Source organism: Polyangium jinanense, from assembly GCF_028435265.1.
Taxonomy (GTDB): Bacteria; Myxococcota_A; Polyangia; order Polyangiales; family Polyangiaceae; genus Polyangium; species Polyangium jinanense.
In genome coordinates this window covers 254286-270269 of the sequence record NZ_JAGTJK010000001.1, presented here as the reverse complement: position 1 = coordinate 270269, position 15984 = coordinate 254286, and the positions used below count along the sequence as shown (strand labels likewise).

Genomic DNA, 15984 nt, shown 5'->3' with positions numbered 1-15984 from the left:
CCCTCTTTCCATGCGCGTGCTCCTCGCTCTTTCGCTCCTCGCCCTCACCGGTTGTCCCCACGAACCGGCCCCGCAAACCCCTGCGCCCGCGCCCCCACCCGCGCAGCCGATCGCCGCGGCGCCGCCGATCGAGCTCGTCGAGACCCCGCCGACCGAGACCACGCTCGATCATCCCGACGTGCCGAACGCCGCCGACGTTTGGCTCGCAATGATCCAGGGCGCGAAACGGTCGATCGACATCGAGCATTTTTACATCAGCAATGCGCCCGGCGGAAAACTCGAGCCGGTGCTCGCGGCGATCGAAGAGGCCGCCTCGCGTGGGGTGCGCGTGCGGCTCCTCGTCGACATGAAGTTTTACCAGCGATACCCCGAATCCGTCGATCGGCTTGCCTCGCACAAGGTGATCGTCCGCAAGATGGATCTTCGGGCGCGCGACGGCGTGCAGCACGCGAAATACATGGTCGTCGACGATTCGGACGCGTACGTCGGCAGCCAGAACATGGATTACCGCTCCCTCGAGCACATCCAGGAAATCGGGGCGCGGGTGCGCGTGCCCGAGGTCGTCGCGGCGTTCGCGCGGGTCTTCGAGCAAGATTGGGCGGCGTCCGGCGGAGAGCCGAATGCCGAGCCGCCGAAAACGACGCCGCTTCAGCTCCCCGCGAGGGTCATGCTCGGCGGCGAAGAGGCGCGAATCCTGCCCACGGCGAGCCCCAAGGATCTCCTGCCCGCGGGCGTGCCGTGGGAGCTGCCCGAGCTGCTCGCGCGGATCGATGGCGCCGAACGCACGCTCGACCTGCAGGTCCTCACGTACCGCACGAAGATGCGAAACGGCACGCCGTGGACGGACCTCGACGACGCGCTCCGAAGAGCGGCGAAGCGCGGCGTGCGCGTGCGTTTGCTCGTCGCGGATTGGAGCAAGCGCGAGGCGTCGCTCGAAGGGCTGCGGGAGCTCGCGCGCGCGTCCGGGATCTCCATCAAGTTCATCGTGATCCCGCAGAGCTCGTCCGGCTTCATCCCGTTCGCGCGCGTGGCCCACGCGAAATACATGGTCGTCGACGGCAAGCGCGCCTGGATCGGCACGAGCAACTGGGAGGGCGACTATTTCACGGTGAGCCGGAACGTCGGGCTGTTCATCGACGGCAAGACGATCGCCGAACGGCTCGGGCGCATCTTCGAGGACGGGTTCGGCAGCACGTACACCGAGGCGCTCGATCCCGATCGGAAGTACGAGCCGCCGCGCATCGAATGAGATTGACGGGCGGGCGCATTTCGTTTTCTCATCTGCGCGTGCACGACTTCCGCCGCGTAGCCCCGCTCCTTCCCCTCGTCCTCGTCGCCGCGTGTGACCGCGGGTCGAGCGACATCACGCCCTCGCCCATGCCCTCGGCCGCTGTCGCGGCCTCGGGGGCATCCCCGGCTGGATCCACCACACCCGCCGTCGCCGCCGCGACCACCACGGCCGCGCCGATCAAGCCCCCGGAGGGGCCGCCCGCGTGCAAGGTGGGCGAAAAGAAGGTGTGGGGCGCGGGCGCAAACAAGCTGACGGGCCTTTCGGTCGTGGACCTCGGCGAAGGCCGGCACGGCGTGGGCCTGGCGATGGGCTACGACCCGCACGTGCTCGTCGTCGAGAAGTCGGGCGAGGGCCGGCTCGTGAAGGTCGCCGTGGGCAAAAGCTCGCCCCTCGCGAAGCCGCCGAAGGCCGAGGAAGGGACGCGCAAGGTCATGCGCGTGACGCCGTCGAAGGTCGATGGCGACAAGGTCTACGCGTTCGTCGATTACCACGACGAATACAAGGACAAGCGACGCCGCGTCGCCTGCGGCCCGGCCGACACGAGCGACGCCTGGAACCATTTCGACGGCACGCCCTGGCTCGATCGTCCGGAAAAACCCACGGGCGAGGAGCGAGCGAAGCTGCTCAAGGGCCACGATTACGATCGGGGCCACGCCGAGGATGACGCGAAGGCCAAGGTCGACGAGGCCGAGGACGAGAAGGGTTATCACGAGCTGCGCGATTGCCGCACGTTCTCGGACGGCGGCGGCAGGGCGTGGATCGTAGGCTCCGAGCTCGAAGCGGACGAGAAGGCCGAAGGCGCGCTCGAATGGAAGAGCACGCTGATGGTGGATACGGGGAACAAGGAGAACGAGGTCCACCTGCACGAGATCGTGCTCAAGGGGGATCCGCCCGCGCTCGCCTCGTTCGAGGTGCCGATCTCGCGCGCGTTCGACGACGGCTCGCTCCTGCTCGCGACGCGATTCAGCTCGACGCTTCGCGTGGGGATCCTCGGCAAAAACAAGCGCCTGAAGAGCAAGCTCGTGAGCTACCCGGGCTTCCCGACGATCCCGTACGCCGCGGAGGACGGCGAGGATGTCGTGATCGTGACGTCCGTGGCCAAGGAGAAGGGCCATTTCGCGCTGCGGGCGCTGCGGGTGCCGAAGAGCCAGGAGCTACCGAAGAAGCTCGTCGCAATCGACACGCACATGGGCGACGCGGGGCACGACCACGCGCACGGGCACGACGACGAGGCCGACCACCACGACCATTCCGAGACGGATCCGACCTTCCTGCGCGACACGCAGGGGCGGCGCTGGCTCGCGTTCATCGAGGGCAAGCGCGGCAGCGGCGACCTCGAGCTCGTGCCGATCGACGAGAAGTTCCAGGCGATCGGCAAGCGCTTCTCGGTGCTCGACGACAAAGCCCTGGCCTCGGAGGTGCGCCTCTTGCCGCTTCCCGACGGGAAGATCCTCGTGGTCTCGCTGCGCGAGGGCACGGGCGGCACCGAGCTCGTCTCCGAGGAGCTCACGTGCGATATCGTGAAGGAGTGAGCGGCTAAGCGCCGGCTTGCTTCTGTTCGAGCTCTTCCCACCGCGCAAGCAACGTCGCGGCGCGGGCCTTCGCCTCGTCGAGGCGCTTTCCGAGCACCGGGACCTCCGCGCCGCGTGACGAATACAGCGTCGGATCCGCGAGCTCCTGTTCGAGCGTCGCGACCTCGCCCTCCGCCTCCTCGATCCGGCCCATGATCCCTTCGAGTTCGCGCTGCTCGGCCCAGGTGAGCCCCTTCGATTTCGGCGCGGTCGGCTTCGCGGCAGCGGGTTTGTCCTTGCTGGTCACCTTCGCAGCCGCCGCCGCAGCTTTGGCCGCCTCCTCCTTCGCCGCCTCCGCGGCTGCCTTTTGCACCAGATAATCCTGGTGCCCGCCGGCATACCGCACGACGCGGCCGTCGCCCTCGAACACGAGGAGCGAGGTCGCCACGCGATCGAGGAACCACCGGTCGTGCGTCACGACGAGCGCGCTGCCGCCGTATTCGGTGAGCATCTCCTCCAGCGCCGAAAGCGTGGGTAGATCGAGGTCGTTCGTGGGCTCGTCGAGAATCAGCAGGCTATGGCTCTGCGATAACATCTTCGCCAGCACGACGCGCGCCCGCTCGCCGCCGGAGAGGGATTTCACGGGTTGTCGCTGCGCATGTCCATCGAAGAGAAACCGTTCGAGGAACGAGCGGACCTCGATCGGCTGGCCGCCGAGCTCGATCTTGTTCCCCGCCGCCGCGACGTTGTCGTAGATCGATTTGTCTTCGTCGAGCCCGCTCCGGTGCTGATCGAAATACCCCACGCGGGTGTTTTTCCCGACCACCACCTCGCCGCGCGCCGGCGCGACGTCGCCCAGGACCGCCCGGAGCAGCGTGGTTTTTCCCGTGCCATTCCGCCCCACGATCCCCACACGCTCGCCGGCCGCGAGCACGAAATCGAGATCCTTGACGAGCGTGCGGCCCCCCATGTCGAGCGTGAGCTTGCGCAATTCGAGGACGGTTTTCCCCGTAAAACTCGACTCCGCGACGAGCTTCGTGGTCTGCTCGGCACGCGCGGGGACGGCCGCCTTCGCGGCCTCGGCCCGCTGGATCCGCGCCTTCTGCTTCGTCGTGCGCGCCTTCGGCTGGCGCCGCAGCCATTCGAGCTCGGTCCGGAGCAAATTCTGCCGGTTTTGCTCGGTGCGCGCCTCGAGCGCGAGCCGCTCCGCCTTCGCTTCGAGGTAGTCCTCGTAGCCGCCCTCGTACGAATACACCTTGCCGCGGTGGAGCTCGATCGTCCGATCGACGACGCGGTCGAGCAAATACCGATCGTGCGTCACGATGAGCAGCGCGCCCTTGTACTCCTCGACGAGCCAGCCCTCGAGCCAGTCGATCGTCTCGGTGTCGAGGTGGTTCGAAGGTTCGTCGAGCACGAGGAGCGAAGGCGGCGCGATGAGCAAGCAAGCGAGCGCGACGCGGCGTTTGTCCCCGCCCGAGAGCTCGGCCGTGGGCGCGTCGGGGCGGGTCACGCCGACATGGCCGAGGATCTCGTCGACCTTGTGAAGCTGATCCCAGCCGCCGAGGCGCTCGATCTGCGCAGCCGCCTCCGCCTGCTCGGCGAGGAGGGCATCCTGATCCCCGTCGCCATGGCCGAGGCGCGCCGAGATCGCCTCGTATCGCGCCTTCGCCGCGGCCCACGGGCCGAGGCCCTGAACGACGAGTTCGCGGCCCGTTTTCACGGGGTCGAGCGCGGGCTCCTGCGCGAGATACGCGACGTCCGCGCCGCGCCGCTGCGCGACCGTGCCCGTGTCGGGCTTGTCGAGGCCCGCGAGGATACGTGCGAGCGTGCTCTTGCCGCTCCCATTGGCTCCGACGAGCCCGACGTGTTCTCCGCTGTGGATGGAAAGCGAGACGCCATCGAGGATGCGTCTCTCACCAAAGGACTTCGTTAACTCCTGCGCAACGAGGACGGGCACGGAACCGAGCGTAGCACTGCGGCGAACTTCTGGTGCGACAGGAACGACAGACCTTCCGTCATGGAGCCTCGAACGGCGCGTTGACGACGCGAGGGACCATCGGCTAGAGTCGGGAAAATCCTCATGTCCCAGCGCTTCATCGCCGGCAAATACGAGCTCGTGCGGCAGATCGGGCGTGGGGCCATGGGCTACATCTGGGAGGCGCTCGATCAACATCTGCGCCGGCGCGTGGCGCTCAAGCTCATGTCCCCGGACCACGTAGCCTCGCCCACGGCGCGGACCCGGTTCGACCGAGAGGCGAAGGCGATTGCGCAGCTCAAGAATCAGCACGTGGTGCAGATCTACGATTACGGCATTGATGAGGGTTCGCCGTACATCGTGATGGAGCTCCTCGAAGGCGAGGACTTCGAGAGCCGACTCGAACGGATCGAGCGTATCCCGCTCGGCGCGCTCGTGCCAATCGTGACGCAGGCGGCGATCGGCCTCGCCGCCGCGCACGCGAAGGGCATCGTGCACCGCGATTTCAAGCCCGCGAACGTGTTCATGGCGCGCGGCGAAGCCGACGAGACGGTCAAGATCCTCGATTTCGGCGTGGTTTCGATGCTGACCAGCGAGGACGATCCAACGGAGGACGAGCTTCAGCTCACGTCGGCGGGCAGCATCGTGGGAACGCCGCTCTACATGAGCCCCGAGCAGATCCGCTGCGGCGCCGTGGATCTACGGAGCGATCTGTGGTCGCTCGCGGTGCTCGCCTACCGGGCCCTGACGGGGCAACACCCATTCCCAGGGCAATGGCTGGGAATGCTGATGGTGCGCATTTGCACCGATCCGTTCCCGGCACCGTCGACCCTTTTGAAGGAGCTGCCGCCGGAGGTCGATCGATTCTTCGAGCGGGCGCTGGCAAAGGACCCGGACAAGCGTTTCCGCTCGGCGCGGGAATTCGCCAGCGCATTCGCAGCGCTCGCCGAGCGCAAGGAGCAGGGGACGGCGAAAATCCTCGTCGTCGACGACGAGCCGGACGTCCCGCACCTCATCAAGCAGCGCTTTCGTCAGCAGATCAAAAAAGAGGTCTACCATTTCGTCTTCGCGACGAACGGCGAGAGCGCGCTCGAGGAGTTGCGCAAACACGGGGACATCGACGTCGTCCTGACCGACATCAACATGCCGGGCATGGACGGGCTCACGTTCCTCTCACGCGTGGGCGACGTGAACCCGATCGTCCGGACGATCATCGTCTCGGCCTACGGCGACATGACCAACATCCGCACCGCGATGAACCGCGGCGCGTTCGATTTCCTGGTCAAACCGATCGATTTCAAGGACCTCGAGGTCACGATCGAGAAGACGCTGAAGCACGTGACCGAGCTCCGGACGAACGTCCGTTCGACCGAGGAAAACAGCGTGCTGCGCATGTTCGTGAGCCCGAGCCTGGTCGATAGGCTGCGCTCGGCGTCGCCGTTCGGCGCGATCGATACCTGGCAAGGCACGGTCGTGTTCATCGACGTGGCAGGCTTCCACGCGAACTCGAAGACGCAGGCGCCGAATGAACGCGTGCGCACGCTGAACGCGAATTTCGAGGTGATCGTGCCGGCCGTGACGAACCGCGGCGGCGTGGTCGACAAGTTCCTCGGCGACGCGGTGATGGCGACGTTCCGGGGCGACCATCACGTGGCGCGCGCGCTCGAAGCGAGCCTCGACGTGCGCATGCAGCTCCGGACGCTGGCATTACGCGCCGGTCAGGATTCGCCGTTCGCGCTCGGCGTGTCGATCGGCGTGGCGACGGGGGAAATGCTGTCCGGCGAGATCGGGTCGAAGGCGTTCGGCCGCCTCGATTACACGATCCTCGGCGAGGTGCCGCGCACGGCGGCGATGCTGCAAGCCGCGGCCACGAAGAATCAGATCTTGATGAATCGCAGCGCGTTCGACGTCGCGCGCGATTCATTCGATTGCGTGCCCATGCACCCGAATACGAGCGAGCCGATCGAGGCATTCGAGCTCGTACGGCGGGCGGGCGGGGATCTGATCGGCGGCAGGGGCGGGCCGAATTCGATGGCCGAGACGATCGACCTGTCGGGCGGCCCGTCGGGAGGGAACGCGGCGACCGGGGGCGGGTCGCCGCTGATCTGATTCACGGATGCTGGCTGCGCGCCGCCTCACGCTCCTGGCGCATGCGGCGGTGCTTGAGCTCGGGCGACTCGGCGACGGCCATGCCGATGAGGCGGAAGGCCTCGAGGAAGTGCTTGATGCCGATCCGGATGAGCTCGGGGCTCACCTCGCCGACGTCGGGGTAGCCGCGGCCCTCGGCGTCAGGCTGGACCTTGCCCCAGTTCGCGAAGAGCCGGCCCCACTCGCTCGCGAGCACGCGCTGCACGTTCTTCTGCGCGTACATCGGGTACCAGAACGCGTCGTGGTACGCGACGGACGCGACGTAGGCCCACGGCGCGAGCCACGTCTTCAGCGACCACTCGATCGGCTTCTTCAGCGGGCCCCAGTAGATCCGGTGCTGGTTGCGCGAGGCGAAGGTCATCTCCTTGAACGGGCCCTGGAAGTCCCACTTGTCGTTCAGCGCATCGACGTCGCCGACGATCTCGATGTCGCGCACGTCGCCGCAGCCGAGGCCGAGGTCGTGCGCGAGGCGGACGAACTTGAGATCACGCAGCGGGTCGAAGCCCATGAGCTTGCCCGCGACCGCGTCGATCGCGACCTGATCGGCCGACGCGAGGATCACGTTCTTCACGTGCGGGATCATGCAGCGCGGCCCCGGGCCGTCGCCGGCGAAGGTCCCGTCCATCACGGCGAAGACGCCGCGGTGGATCTTCTTCTGGATCATCAGAAGATCGACGAGCGTCTCGTGGATGACCGGGTGCGTCCAGTGGCGGTGCTCGTTCAAGAGGCCGCCGAACGCGTTCTTCATCGCGCCCGTGGTCGTGGTGAAGATGTGCGTCTTCACCGTGGGCAGGTGGATGATGTTCTCGCCGATGAAGCGCTTCGGGATGCTGAAGCCCTTCGGGTAGACCTCGTTCAAGCAGAGGAATTTCTTCGTCAGGTCACCGACGGCGTCGCGCACGTCGATCCACTCCTCGCCCTCGTAGAGGTGGACGTTGCGCAGGCCGTGGGCCTGGACGACGTCGATCTGCTTGTTCTCGCGCTCGCCGAGGTGCGCGTCGATCACGACCGTGCGGTTGTGGCAAGCGTGGATCAGATCCTTCGCGTAGCCGTCCCGCTCCATCGCGCGGATGACGCCCTCGAGCTGCCAGGGCACGGTGGACGAGCCCGGGAAGAAGAAATGCCAGGAGATGTTGACCTTGAGGGCAGTGTCGGCGTCCTTGGCGACGACGTCCTGGTAGCCCGCCAGGTTCATCAAGCGGTGGTAGTCCTCGAGGACCGTCCCGGGGGACGTTCGCAGGATCGCGACTTTCGACTTGCTCATCTAGACCTCGGCACTTTCGGGGCGTGCATATAGCATGGGGGGCGCAGCGGGCCGCCGATGCCGCCTCGGGCGTTGCAGATCGCCGCCGGGGTGGGTACAGTCGGGGTCCAAGACGAGCCGAAGTGGCGGAATGGCAAACGCGGTGGATTCAAAATCCACTGTCCTCACGGGCTTGTGGGTTCGAGTCCCACCTTCGGTACCGAGTTCGTCGCCGCGAAGCAGGCGGTAGCAGCGCGAAGAGGCGAGTTTGAAGCGGGGAAGACGGCGTTCGGGGATGGAGCCGCTCGTCGCGGTGCTCGCCCGCGAGCACGGGATCACGCCGCCGTCGGACACGGCGCGCGCGCCGGTCCACGCACGAGACTGGGAGGCCGCTGTAGGTTCGCGCATCGCAGCGCGCGCGCGGCCGGTCAAGCTGGAGCGCGGCGTGCTTCACGTGCGCGCGGCGAGCGCGACGTGGGCGCAGGAGCTCTCGATGCTGTGCGAGCCGATCCTCGCGCAACTCAAGGCGCGCGGCATCGCGGTCGAGTCGCTGCGCTTCCGCGTGGGGCCCGTGGACCCGCCCGAGCGCGCGAAGACACGGAACGACGTGCGCACCGCGCCGCCGGCCGTGAAGCTGCCCGAGCCGCTTGCCGCGGAGATCGAGCACGTGGCCGATGAAGCGCTGCGCGAAGCGATCCGGCGCGCGGCGGCGAAGAACCTCGGATGGCAACGCATGCGCGCGAGCCGCAAGCGGACGGCGGCGCCCGAGGCCGAGACGGCTACGACGACGCGAGCCGCTCGAGGCCCTCGACCCGCTGCACCAGAAAACGCTCCGCAGGACCGAGCTGGGGCGCAATCTTCTGCAGCTCCGCGACGTACGCGCGGATCAACCTGATGTCGTAGCCCTTGGCCTTGCGCACGATCGTGTAGAGCTCGTCGATCACGGAGCCGGGCAAGGGCGCGCTGATCGTCGTATAGAGATCGAAGACGTAGTCGATCCACGAGCCCTTCGCCGTCGCCGCGGCGAGGCGCGCGGCGTAGAGCGCGGCGTACTCGGCGACGCCGCCCTTCGGGCGCTGGCCCGTCTTGGCGCGCTTCAGGATGCCCTGCAGGAGCGAGGCGAGGATGCGCTCGGCCTCGTCGGCGCGGCCCATCGCAAGCGCCTTGTCCGCGACGCCGCAGAGCAGGCGCACCGACTGGAAACGTCGCGACGTCTCCGATCGACCGCCGAGCCGGATGTCGACCTCGCCCTTCGAGTCGATCGCCGCGGCCTCGATGGAGGCATGAATCTCGGCGACCTGCATGCCGCCGATCGTCTGCATCGCGCGGCGATGTTCTTCGTCCGCGAGCGGACCCGAGCGTGGCTCGTCGGTCTTGTAGATGATGATCTCCTGGTTGCCGATGCGGATCTTGTCGCCCGGCACGAGCTCGCGCGGACCGTCGATGCGCACGCCGTTGACGAGCACGCCGTTGCGGCTGCCGAGGTCCTTCGCGATGACGCCGTTCGAGCCCACGACGAGCGCCGCGTGCTTGCGCGACACCAGCGGATCATCGACCGCGAGCTGGCACTCGGGCCCGCGCCCGACGACGAACTCCCCGAACGGGAGCTCGAGGTCATGCGCGAGGTAGCGGATCCTGAACGGCATGTCGCAACCTCACTTGAGCCCGCCGAGGCGCTCGAGGCCCTCGAGTCGTTGCTGCACGAAACGCTCGCTCGGGCCGAAGCTCGCAGAGCGGCTCCGAAGCGACTCGGTGTACGCCCGCATCTTGCCCATGTCGAGCGTCTTGACCTTGCGCACCGCCGAGTAGAGCTCGTCGACGACCGTGCCCGGCACGAGCTGATCGATGCGCGTGTAGAGATCGAAGATGTAGTCGATCCAGATGCCCCTGCCCGTGGCCGACGCGAGCTTCGCCGCGTAGATGGCGGCCGTCGACGCGAGGTCGACCGGCGGCGCATGACCATCACGCGCCTTCTGCAGCACGTCGTTCAGCGAGCGAAGCAAGATGCGCTCGGCCTCCTCGGCGCGGCCCATCGCGAGCGCTTTGTCCGCGACGCTGCCGATGAGCGAGAGCGCGTTGACGTGCCGATCGGGCTGCGCGTTCGCGGAGACCGTGGCGAGGTTCGCGCTGTTCACGCTCGGCGTCGGGGACGTGTTCTGCTGCTGCGACGCGACACCGGGCGTCGTGTAGTCGGTCCAGAAGTCCTCGCGCGTCTCGAAGCCCTCGTGGCCCGCCACGGTCGGCATGCGCGCCGAGCGCGCGACGCTGCGTGGATGGCCGAACGCGATCGACTCGGGCACACTCGAGAGACCCTCCTCGGGGATGTTCTCGAGCACCATCTCCTGACCGCCGATGGTGATGTGATCACCGTGCGAGAGCTTCTGCGGTCCCTCGATCTTCGTGCCGTTCAAGCTCACGCCGTTGCGGCTGCCGAGGTCCTCGATCGTCACGCTGTCGCCGCGCACCGTGAGGAGCGCGTGCCTGCGTGATACAAGCGGATCGTCGAGCGCGAGCTGGCAGTCTGCGCTGCGGCCGATCACGAACTGGCCCAGCGGCACTTCGAGCTCGTGCGACAGATACCGCAGTCGGACCGCCATGTTCGAGCCATACCAATGGCGCAGAACGCCGTCAAAGCGGCTCTTTTCGGTCCGGCCGATGGGCCCCCGAAAGACGGCCTACCCCCAACCCGGACCCTCCTCGGACAGAACCCGCACGAGGAAGACGAGCAGCCGCGGATGCGAGAGGAGCCCGTAAATCGTGAGCTTCTCGTCCGCCATGGCACGCGCGATATCCCACAATGTCGCACCACCCTCCGCCGTGCGCATGAACACCTTCGGGAGGCGCAACCAGCGGGAGAGGCCGACGTTCGCGAGGCGCCGCAGGACGGCTTCGTCGCCGCAGAGGGTCACCGAGGGGATGCCCACGGTGCCGTCGTGGATCGTCAGGCGGCCGTGATCGAAGCGCATCGTGAGCGTATGCGTCGTGTCCTGCGCCACGATGAGCACGGAGCCACGGAGCGCACGGAAGTCCTGCATTTTCCGGGCGGTGCGCGTGACGTTTTGCCGGATCCGGTCGGCGAGCAGGATCGCGAGGGTGTTTTCTTCCGTGCCTTCGGCGAGGTCGATGATCGGGTCCACGGTGCCGCTCGTCCCGCGCTTTGACGCGCCGGGTGAGAGGAGCATGACGAAGGCGCGCCGCGCGGTCGAGCGCTACCGCGCGCCGGGGAGGGCCGAGGCGCCGATGTCGGCGCGGAAGTGCGCGCCCGCAAAGGAGATGCGCCCCGTCGCCTCGTAGGCGCGCTCCCGCGCCTCCACGATCGAAGCCCCGACGGCCGTGACGGCAAGCACGCGCCCGCCCGCGGTGACGATCCCCTCGGCGGTCCTCTTCGTGCCCGCATGAAACACGACGACACCGGGCACCTCGGCGGCCTCGTCGAGCCCGCGGATCACGTCGCCCGCGCGTGGCGTGCTCGGATATCCGGCCGCCGCGAGCACCACGACGACCGCGCTTCGCCCCGGCGCGACACGCACCGCCGTGGGATCGAGCTTGCCGCTCGCGACCGACGCGCACATCGCGGCGAGGTCGCCGTCGAGGAGCGCGACGAGCGCCTCGCACTCGGGATCCCCGAAGCGGACATTATGTTCGAGCAGCAACGGATCGCCGGCCGGCGTGATCATGAGCCCCGCGAAGAGCACGCCCCGGAAGGCACGGCCCTCCGCGCGCATGCCGTCGATCGTCGGTCGCAAGATCTCCCGCTCGATCCGCGCAAGCAGCTCCGGCCCGACGTGCGGCGACGGCGCGAACACGCCCATGCCGCCCGTGTTCGGGCCTCGGTCGCCGTCGAAGACACGCTTGTGATCCCGGGCGACGGGCAGCACGAGGAGCGACGTTCCATCGGTGACCGCGAGGACGCTCGCCTCCTCGCCGACGAGCGCTTCCTCGATCACGACCGTGCGCCCCGCATCGCCGAAACGACGCTCGACGAGCATCGCGCGCGCCGCCTCGATCGCCTCCGCCTCGGTTTGCGCCACGACGACGCCCTTGCCTGCGCAGAGGCCATCGGCCTTCACGACCACGGGCGCGCCGCGCCGACGGATCTCCGCCTCGGCCGCGGCCATGTCCGTCACGATCTCGAAGTCCGCCGTGGGGATCCGGTGCCGCGCGGTGAACTGCTTCATGAACGCCTTCGACCCTTCGAGCCGCGCCGCCTCCGCGCTCGGCCCGAAGACCCGGATCCCCGCCGCTTCGAGCGCGTCCGACACGCCTGCGCAGAGCGGACCTTCCGGGCCCACGACGACGAGGTCCACCGCCTCGCGTCGCGCGAGCTCGACGACGTCCGCGGCATCGAGCCGCGCGCCTGGGATGGAGCGAATCGGCGCCGCGCCCGCCCCGCCCTCGTCCACGGTGCCTGCGTTGCCCGGCGCCACGAGAACCTCGGCCGTCGTGCTCGACCTCGCAAGCGCCCTGGCCAAAGCGTGCTCTCGCGCACCCGAGCCGAGCACGAGCACCCGCCGCCCCGACGACCGCTCCGATCCGGAAGCCCGCTGATTCACGGTGCGCCGGCTACCACGCGCCCCGACCTCGCGCGAACGAAAAGTGGCCCCGCGCGCCGAACGAGCAGGGACGTGCGGCCGCCCCTCGCACGCACCCCGATCTTTTTTTCGGACGGGCGCTCGACAGGCGCGTTGGGATGCAGTACGACTCTGGCCGTTCGGGACCCGTCCCGTTGTGGGTCCGCCGACAGCGCACTGTGAACCCCGCCAGGCCCGGAAGGGAGCAACGGTAGCAGGAAGCGGGTGTGGCGGGCCCTTTTGCTTTTTGTCCCTCGAAGTTCCGCGGGGGTTGCTCTCCCGACGCCTGGCCGTACGCTACGGTCGTCGTGGATTTTCTGTCCCCGGGCAACGGCGAGCCGCGCGAGAGCCGTGTCTTCCGATCGGTCGCGTTCGTCGCGTCCGCCGCCCTCGCCGCTGCAGGCTTGCGGTTTGCCCTGCACGAACCGCTCGCTGCCGTCGCCGTGATCGGCATCGTGCTCGCCGCGCTGATCGGCCGGTGGGTCTCGCGAAGGCGACTCCGGCGCGTGCTGCGATCGGGCGACGTGATCGCGGTGCTGCGGAGCTGGGCGGGCGCGCTCGAGCGGATCCCCTACCCGGCCACGATGGCGCCGCTCATGGCGGCCACGGCGTTCGCCGCGTGCGGCTGGATCGACAAGGCGCGCGCCGCGCTCGCCGCCGCCGAGCGAGGGCCCGTGTGGGAAGCGGCGCTCGAACATCGCCTCTTCCTCGACACGCTCCTCCTCACGTTCGAGGGCGACCGCGACGCCGCGCTCGAAAAAGCTCGTCGTCTCGTGCATTTGCCCTTGCCGCGTGGCCAAGGCGCGCTGCGCGATCGCGTCCTCGCTTTGCGCTCTGCGGCGTTCGCGCTCGCGCGCGCCTTCGCGCATCAGAGCGAGCCCGGCGACGACGAGCTCCTCGAACGAGCGAGCGAAAACAGCCCGCTCGTTTTCTGGGCGATGCGCTATGCCGCGGCCGTCATCGCGATCGACCGTGGCGACAACGACAAGGCCACGCGCCTGCTCGCCGGCGCGCCGCCCTGGCCAGAGGAGTCGATCTTCCGCGCCTTCCACCTGGAGATCGAGGAGCGCGCGCGGCTCTCGCCGTCCGCTTGTTCGTGAACGAACGAAGGATGCACGAGGTCGTTCGGCAGCCGAACGGCGGTCGTGCTAGAGCGAGCGCCTGATGTCCGGCCTCGAAGTCTTCAAGCACGCCGACAGCTGGGCGAGCCTCGCGACGCTCACGGGTCTCGAGGTCGTGCTCGGGATCGACAACATCGTCTTCCTGACGCTCACGACGAACAAGCTACCGCCGAAGCAGCAGCCGGCGGCGCGCTCGCTCGGCCTCGCGCTCGCGCTCTTCATGCGCCTCGGCCTGCTCTTCGGGCTGACGTGGGTGATGAGCTTGACGAGTGATCTCTTCTCGCTCCTCGGCCATGCGTTCTCCACGCGCGACCTCATCCTGCTCGGCGGCGGTCTCTTCTTGATCGCGAAGAGCACGCACGAGATGTTCGAGCGCCTCGAGGTCGAAGGCGGGAAGGACGGCAAGCCCGTCAAGCACATCTCGTTCGGCTTCGCGGTCGCGCAGATCGTCTTGCTCGACATCGTCTTCTCGCTCGACTCGGTCATCACCGCGGTCGGCATGGCGCAGCACCTGAGCATCATGGCAACGGCCGTCGTCATCGCCGTCTTCGTGATGCTGCTCTTCGCGGGTGCGATCGGCCGCTTCGTCAACCGTCACCCGAGCATGCGGATCCTCGCGCTGAGCTTCCTCCTGCTCATCGGCGTGCTGCTCGTGGCCGAGGGCATGCGCCAGCACATCAACAAGGGCTACGTCTACTTCGCCATGGCCTTCTCGCTCGGCGTCGAGCTCATCAACATGAAGCTGCGCGTGCGCCAGCAGGCGCCCGTTTCGCTGCACAACCCGTACGAGGATCGCGCGCCGTGACACGCGTCTTGCACCTCGCCGCGCTCGCCGCATCGATGTTCGCCCTCGCGGGTTGTCCCGAGGGCTCCGCCGTCGCGCAAAACGCCGACGCAGGAGCGCCCGTCGACGCGGGCGCCTCCGACGCACAGGGCACGATCCCCTGGCACGCATCGTCGTCCACGCCGTCGTCCCCGCCTGCCGAGCCGACGAGCGAACGTGCTTCGCTCGAGTTGCTTCAGCTCACGCTCACGTCCGACGTGCAGAAGAAAGAGCCCGTCGACACGCTCGACGTCGCGCCTCCGGGGACGCGCGTCTACGCGCACCTCAAGCTGCGCAACCGCTCGCAGGACAAGCGCAAGGTGCACCTCGACTTCCTCGTGAACGGCAAGCTCCGCACGCCGATCGACCTCACCGTCGAGCCTTCGTGGTCCTTCCGCACGTGGGGCTACAACACGATGCAAGCCGGCGACACCGGCGAGCTCGAAGTACGCGTGCTCGACGACGCCGGCGCGACGCTCGCCACGGCGCGGCTGCCCATCAAGGCCAAAGCGAAGGCCAAGTAGGCGCCGCGCGCGTGGCGCGCTGCTTCAGTTAGCCGCAACGCCTCCAGTGGAGCCGCAGGATCTGCACGCCCCACGCCGGCGTGAGCCGGATGCGACCCGAGCCGGAAGGGTTGCCGAGCGTGCTCACGTTCACGGCGGTGCGGATGTTGAGCGGCCGCTGCGCGCCGCACGGCGAGAACGGACCCACGGCACCTTGCGGCTCGCGCACCACGAAGCGGTCGGCGAACGGGCCGCGCAGCGTCGTCTGGATCGGGTTCTCGCCGAGTTCGCCCGTGAAGTAACGCTCGACGTCGAGCGTCGCGGTCACGCCGGCGTCGAGCTCCGCGTGGCCGCGGAAGCCGTACTCGTTCGTCACGGCGTACGAGTAGCCGGGCGTGTGATCGAGATCGAGGATGACCTGGCAAAACACGCGTTGCTCCGAGGGCGGCACGCCGGGCCCCGCGGAGGCCGAGAGCGCGCCGTCGGCGAGGGCGATGTGCTGACCATCGTTCGCGACGATCGCCCGCACCGAACCGAGCGGACATCCGGTGCCGAGCGCCGTGACCGAGCGGAGGGAGACCTCGGGCGGCACCTCAGCCTCTGCGACCGCGGGCGCGAACAACGCCGAGAGCCCGAGCCCGAACAACACCCGAGCCAACGTCTTTTTCATGGAATCCTCCCCTGGGGCCCGCGCCCCGGAATCGATGTGGGCGGCGCAAACGTGGTGCGCCGGTCGTGAGCACTTCGAGCCGATCGAGCTCGACGGCAAGGCGATCCGCGCCGGACTCGTTCGCTCTG

At 68.2% G+C, this 15984-nt stretch carries 14 protein-coding genes, 1 tRNA gene and 1 other RNA gene; 9 read left to right on the top strand and 7 right to left on the bottom strand.

From position 1 onward, the window contains the following. Positions 1 to 10: 10 nt before the first annotated feature. Positions 11 to 1249 carry a phospholipase D-like domain-containing protein gene (locus KEG38_RS01160; RefSeq protein WP_272417090.1) on the top strand — a complete coding sequence of 413 codons (1239 nt, stop codon included), beginning with the start codon at positions 11 to 13 and terminating at the stop codon, positions 1247 to 1249. Between the two features lie 38 nt (positions 1250 to 1287). After that, positions 1288 to 2823, top strand: coding sequence for a hypothetical protein (locus KEG38_RS01155; protein ID WP_272417089.1), 1536 nt, complete (start codon positions 1288 to 1290; stop codon positions 2821 to 2823). 4 nt (positions 2824 to 2827) lie between these two features. On the opposite strand, the gene KEG38_RS01150 is transcribed toward KEG38_RS01155, so the two are convergent. Then, the gene (locus tag KEG38_RS01150) at positions 2828 to 4759 is read right to left on the bottom strand and encodes an ABC-F family ATP-binding cassette domain-containing protein (protein ID WP_272417088.1); all 1932 of its coding nucleotides are present in this window, start codon (positions 4757 to 4759) and stop codon (positions 2828 to 2830) included. A 123-nt stretch (positions 4760 to 4882) separates the two neighbouring features. Here KEG38_RS01150 and KEG38_RS01145 point away from each other — a divergent pair, with 123 nt between their 5' ends. Next, positions 4883 to 6886 carry a protein kinase domain-containing protein gene (locus KEG38_RS01145; protein ID WP_272417087.1) on the top strand — a complete coding sequence of 668 codons (2004 nt, stop codon included), beginning with the start codon at positions 4883 to 4885 and terminating at the stop codon, positions 6884 to 6886. 1 nt (position 6887) lies between these two features. On the opposite strand, the gene KEG38_RS01140 is transcribed toward KEG38_RS01145, so the two are convergent. After that, complete coding sequence (locus KEG38_RS01140; protein ID WP_272417086.1) at positions 6888 to 8189, bottom strand: DUF362 domain-containing protein; 1302 nt, start codon at positions 8187 to 8189, stop codon at positions 6888 to 6890. Between the two features lie 116 nt (positions 8190 to 8305). Between KEG38_RS01140 and KEG38_RS01135 the strand changes: the two genes are divergently transcribed. Both KEG38_RS01135 and KEG38_RS55955 read left to right on the top strand, forming a co-directional pair. Then, positions 8306 to 8388: transfer RNA gene (locus tag KEG38_RS01135), tRNA-Leu, on the top strand. 75 nt (positions 8389 to 8463) lie between these two features. Next, the gene (locus KEG38_RS55955) at positions 8464 to 9063 is read left to right on the top strand and encodes a DciA family protein (RefSeq protein WP_372518153.1); all 600 of its coding nucleotides are present in this window, start codon (positions 8464 to 8466) and stop codon (positions 9061 to 9063) included. On the opposite strand, the gene KEG38_RS01125 is transcribed toward KEG38_RS55955, so the two are convergent. From KEG38_RS01125 to purD, 4 genes are all read right to left on the bottom strand, one after another. Continuing rightward, positions 8948 to 9814 carry an FHA domain-containing protein gene (locus KEG38_RS01125; RefSeq protein WP_272417084.1) on the bottom strand — a complete coding sequence of 289 codons (867 nt, stop codon included), beginning with the start codon at positions 9812 to 9814 and terminating at the stop codon, positions 8948 to 8950. The two genes, KEG38_RS55955 and KEG38_RS01125, sit on opposite strands and share 116 nt — an antisense overlap. Positions 9815 to 9823: 9 nt before the next feature. After that, positions 9824 to 10765 carry an FHA domain-containing protein gene (locus KEG38_RS01120; protein WP_272417083.1) on the bottom strand — a complete coding sequence of 314 codons (942 nt, stop codon included), beginning with the start codon at positions 10763 to 10765 and terminating at the stop codon, positions 9824 to 9826. 78 nt (positions 10766 to 10843) lie between these two features. Then, the gene (locus tag KEG38_RS01115) at positions 10844 to 11350 is read right to left on the bottom strand and encodes a hypothetical protein (RefSeq protein ID WP_272417082.1); all 507 of its coding nucleotides are present in this window, start codon (positions 11348 to 11350) and stop codon (positions 10844 to 10846) included. A gap of 27 nt (positions 11351 to 11377) precedes the next feature. Continuing rightward, positions 11378 to 12721 (bottom strand): phosphoribosylamine--glycine ligase, encoded by a 1344-nt coding sequence (gene purD, locus KEG38_RS01110; RefSeq protein ID WP_272417081.1) that lies wholly within the window; start codon positions 12719 to 12721, stop codon positions 11378 to 11380. Between the two features lie 174 nt (positions 12722 to 12895). Between purD and ffs the strand changes: the two genes are divergently transcribed. The 4 genes from ffs (at position 12896) to KEG38_RS01090 (ending at position 15207) form a co-directional block, all read left to right on the top strand. Next, positions 12896 to 12983: signal recognition particle sRNA small type (gene ffs, locus KEG38_RS01105), an RNA gene on the top strand. A 64-nt stretch (positions 12984 to 13047) separates the two neighbouring features. Further along, a complete protein-coding gene (locus KEG38_RS01100; RefSeq protein ID WP_272417080.1) occupies positions 13048 to 13839 on the top strand; it encodes a hypothetical protein in 792 nt (263 codons plus the stop codon). 64 nt (positions 13840 to 13903) lie between these two features. Beyond that, entirely contained in the window at positions 13904 to 14665 is a 762-nt protein-coding gene (locus tag KEG38_RS01095; RefSeq protein WP_272417079.1) for a TerC family protein, read from the top strand. Next, positions 14662 to 15207, top strand: a complete 546-nt coding sequence (locus KEG38_RS01090; protein ID WP_272417078.1) for a DUF2914 domain-containing protein — start codon at positions 14662 to 14664, stop codon at positions 15205 to 15207. The genes KEG38_RS01095 and KEG38_RS01090 overlap by 4 nt, the downstream gene beginning before the upstream one ends. Positions 15208 to 15235: 28 nt before the next feature. On the opposite strand, the gene KEG38_RS01085 is transcribed toward KEG38_RS01090, so the two are convergent. After that, the gene (locus tag KEG38_RS01085) at positions 15236 to 15856 is read right to left on the bottom strand and encodes a DUF4360 domain-containing protein (protein WP_272417077.1); all 621 of its coding nucleotides are present in this window, start codon (positions 15854 to 15856) and stop codon (positions 15236 to 15238) included. Between the last annotated feature and the right edge of the window lie 128 nt (positions 15857 to 15984).